A 3983-nucleotide genomic window follows, 5' to 3' on the forward strand; every position below is an offset into this window, starting at 1 on the left:
CCAGGAGAGCCCGCAGGACGCGGGCGAAAGGCGGAGCCGGGACAGGAGGTCCCGTCTCCGCCGGTCCGTCAGGCAGACGAGCGAAGTGAAGGTACCGCGTAAGCGGCGCGAGGACCGCCGGACCAAAAGTGGCAACGGCCTGCGCACTCGCCGTTGGCTTCAATGACAAGCATTGGTCACCATAAATGGCGACCCTACGGAGTTATAGCGATTGCAGGAAGGTCAGCAAATCCGCGTTGAGCTGATCGGTATGCGTCACCGCAAAGCCGTGCGGTGCGTTGTCATACACTTTCAGCTGCGCACCGGCGATCATTTCGGCGGCAACTTTCCCGGTGGTTTCGAACGGAACGACCTGGTCATTGCTGCCGTGAATCACCAGCGTCGGTACGTCGATTTTCGCCATATCAGGACGGAAATCGGTTTCCGAGAAGGCGGTAACACAATCAATCGTGCCTTTCAGCGAGGCCAGCAGGGCAATATTCAACGTCTGCGTCAGCACGCCTTGTGAAACTGTTTGACCGGCGTTAATGCCGTAGAACGGGGTCGCAAAATCACTGATGAACTGCGCGCGATCGTTACGTAAGCCCTGACGAATGCCTTCAAACACCGACAAATCGACGCCCGCCGGATAATCATCGGCCTTGCCGAAGATCGGTGTCACCGCGCCCAGCAGCACTAAGCTATCCACGCGGGCTGTGCCATAATTGTTGATGTAGCGCGTCACATCGCCGCCACCCATCGAGAAACCCACCAGCGTGACGTTTTGCAGATCCAGATGGGTGATCAGGTCGTTGATGTCCGACGCGAAGGTGTCGTAGTTGTAGCCTTCCCACGGTTGGTCGGAACGACCAAAGCCACGGCGATCAAAAGCGATAACGCGATAACCTTTCTCCGCCAGAAAATTCAGCTGGCTGTCCCACATATCGCCGTCGAGCGGCCAGCCGTGACTGAACAGCACCGGCTTGCCGGTACCCCAATCTTTGAAATAGATCTGCGTCCCATCCTGAGTGTTGAATGTGCTCATGTTCCAGCCTTATTGATGTCGATAGATGACAGCGCCTTATTCAGGCGCCACGAGGTAACGAACTTCCGGAAGTGCCGTGCCTTGATGGAATCCCAGCACGCGATTCTGAATCTTTTGATCGTTCATGGTGTAACGCTCGCGCTGACGCAAATGCTCCATCCATGAGCCGACGACAAAGGTCTCGACAAACATGCCGGGCTGCAGCATGTCTTCATACAGCGACCAGTTCAGCGCGCCGCCACGCCGTCTGACGCGACGCATATCCTGCATGCACACCGCAAAGGCATGTGCCTCACTGCGGTTGACCTGATAATGATAGCTGACCATCACCGGCCCGCGATCGTGACGAATCTCCAGCTCGGGCAAGGGATCGCTCACCGTACTGAGGTCGAGGTTCAGATCTGGATCCTGATCCAATCGCCAGCGCAGCACCGTCAGACTCGCCAGCAGCATGCCGACGGTGGCGACAGTCAGAGATAATGGGATGCTGAATTTTGATGCCAGCTGTCCCCAGATGGCGCTGCCTAACGTCATCGAGCCAAAAAACACCGTCAAATAGACCGCCAGCGCACGGGCTTTCACCCATTTGGCGGCGCTACGTTGCGCGCCAAGATTGAGGGTGGAAAGCACGGCGATCCATGCAAAGCCGGTAAAGAACTCGAAAGCATTCAGTAGCCAGACGTGACGAATAAACGCCAGCGCCAGCATAGTGATGGCAAATATCAGGCTCGCCAGCACCATCAGCTGATCGGGATTGAAGCGTTTGCGCATACGCGGCAACAGCAGCGCCCCGCAAATCGCACCTACGCCGATGCAACCCAGCATAATGCCGTAGCCGCCGGGTCCAAGACCCAGCTCGCGCCGTGCCACCAGCGGCAGCAATGCCCAGCCGGCGCTGCCAAACACAAAGAAGGCGACAGTGCGCACCAGCACATTACGCAGCACCGGCGCGGCGTGCACATAGCGCACGCCCGCGCGTACCGCCGGGAAGAAGTGTTCCGGCGGTAAACGCTGCACGCTGGGCTGCGCTTTCCAGAGATACAACACCAGAAACACGCCAAGTACCGAAAGCGTATTCAGCAGAAACACCATCCACGGACCGGCAAACGACAGAATCAGGCCGCCCAGCGCCGGGCCAATCGCGCGACTGATGTTGATGCCGAGTGAGTTGAGCGCGATCGCCGGGCCGAGCTCTTCCTTACTGACCAAATCGGGCACGATGGCCTGGAAGGGCGGAGAGCTCATGGCGGCGCCGGTACTCAGCAGGAAGGCGGCGATCAGCAGCACCATCGGCGTCACCAGCCCCGCCCACGACAGCAGTGTCAGGCTCGCAGCGGCAATAAATACCCAGATCTGCGAGAACAGCAGGTATTTACGCCGGTCGACGATATCCGCCATCACGCCGGACGGCAGCGCAAACAGGAACATCGGTAAGCTGCTGGCGGCCTGCACCAACGCCACCGAGAGCGGATCGGCGCTCAGTGTCAGCATGGTCCAGTTAACGCCCACGTCGTTCATCCATGAACCGACATTGGATACCACGGTGGCGATCCACAGCATGCGGAACACGCGCTGGCGCAGCGGCTGCCACGGTGAAACCGTCTGCGGAACGGGCGGGAGATCCGCCTTCGGAATGTCATGAATGTCATTAACCTGCGCCATGTGCCACCTCCGCAACGCCGCCAAACACGCGCCAGCGACCGGGTCCGGTCAGCGCCAGCGTGGTGAAGATGATTAGCAGCAGCCAGCCAAACTGACCTTCCGCTATGCTCCAGTCGGGATGGACAAACAGCATCGCCACCAGCAGCACGCCGATAATCGGCAGACAGGCGAGACGGGTAAAGACGCCGAGCAGGATAAACAGCGGGCAGACCACTTCAGCCACGATCGCCGCCAGCAGGCTGAGGTAAGCACCAAGGCCAAACGGATCCTCGATACGCGTCAGTTCTTCGCTGTAATGGAACACCTTCGGCAAGCCGTGCACGTGCAGCAACAGCAGGCAGCCGGTGAGGCGCAGTAAGAACAGCCCCGCATCAATGCGAGGCGGCTGAGAGAGTGAATGTTTCATGGTTAGAAGGCGAAGCAGCTGCAGCCGAGCGCGCCCCAGAAGGCGTTCTCTTCCGAAACCGGCAGGTTGGCGCCGCGCGCAATCTCATGCGAATGCGTATGCACGCCGCACGGGCCGCTGCAGTGATGCGCTTGCGGCATCATGCCCACGCGCGTGGTGGCGGTCGGCGGCGCACTGCGATAGTGGCCGGGAACCTTGACCACCGGCGACCATTCCGGCAGTACCGGAATCAGCGGCGGCGCTTCCGAACTAAAGGATCCTGCGGCATAGACGATGTTTCCGTCGACCAGGGTCAGCACCGACTCAATGCCTTTGATCTCTTCCTCCGGCACGCTGAAGTAATCTTTGCTCAGCACCACCAGGTCGGCCAGCTGACCGACTTTAATCTGGCCTTTTTTACCTTGCTCGCTGGAGAACCAGGCGCTGCCCTGCGTCCACAGCATCAGTGCCGTATCGCGATCGAGGCGCGCGTTAACGTCGTACATCTGCATGCCGCCCACGGTGCGTCCCGATACCAGCCAGTAGAGTGCAGTCCACGGATTGTAACTCGCCACGCGGGTGGCATCGGTTCCCAATCCCACCGGCACGCCGGTTTCCAGCATGCGCGCCACCGGCGGCGTATGACGGGTCGCCTCAATGCCATATCGCTCAGCAAAGTATTCGCCCTGGAAGGCCATGCGATGCTGAACGGCAATGCCGCCGCCCAGCTCTTTGATACGATCAAGGTTACGCTGCGTCACGGTTTCGGCGTGATCGAAGAACCAGTGCAGCCCGTTGAACGGAATGTCGCGGTTCACTTTTTCAAACACATCCAGCATGCGGCTGATCGATTCGTCATAGGTGGCGTGCAGGCGGAACGGCCAGCGGTGTTCAACCAGATGACGGACCACG

4 protein-coding genes are annotated in these 3983 nt (G+C 59.5%); all 4 read right to left on the reverse strand.

Translation table 11 applies throughout. The features are described from left to right. Positions 1–202: 202 nt before the first annotated feature. Positions 203–1024 carry an alpha/beta hydrolase gene (locus RTM06_RS22655; RefSeq protein WP_312184791.1) on the reverse strand — a complete coding sequence of 274 codons (822 nt, stop codon included), beginning with the start codon at positions 1022–1024 and terminating at the stop codon, positions 203–205. Positions 1025–1060: 36 nt separating this feature from the next. Then, positions 1061–2686: an MFS transporter gene (locus tag RTM06_RS22660; RefSeq protein WP_312184792.1), complete on the reverse strand. Its 1626-nt coding sequence runs from the start codon at positions 2684–2686 to the stop codon at positions 1061–1063. Beyond that, the gene (locus RTM06_RS22665) at positions 2673–3092 is read right to left on the reverse strand and encodes a DoxX family protein (RefSeq protein WP_312184793.1); all 420 of its coding nucleotides are present in this window, start codon (positions 3090–3092) and stop codon (positions 2673–2675) included. The genes RTM06_RS22660 and RTM06_RS22665 overlap by 14 nt, the downstream gene beginning before the upstream one ends. 2 nt (positions 3093–3094) lie before the next feature. Next, a partial coding sequence (locus tag RTM06_RS22670; protein WP_312184794.1) for an amidohydrolase family protein occupies positions 3095–3983 on the reverse strand: 889 nt, incomplete at its 5' end.

This window comes from Pantoea sp. CTOTU46764, assembly GCF_031974595.1.
Taxonomy (GTDB): domain Bacteria; phylum Pseudomonadota; class Gammaproteobacteria; order Enterobacterales; family Enterobacteriaceae; genus Pantoea; species Pantoea trifolii.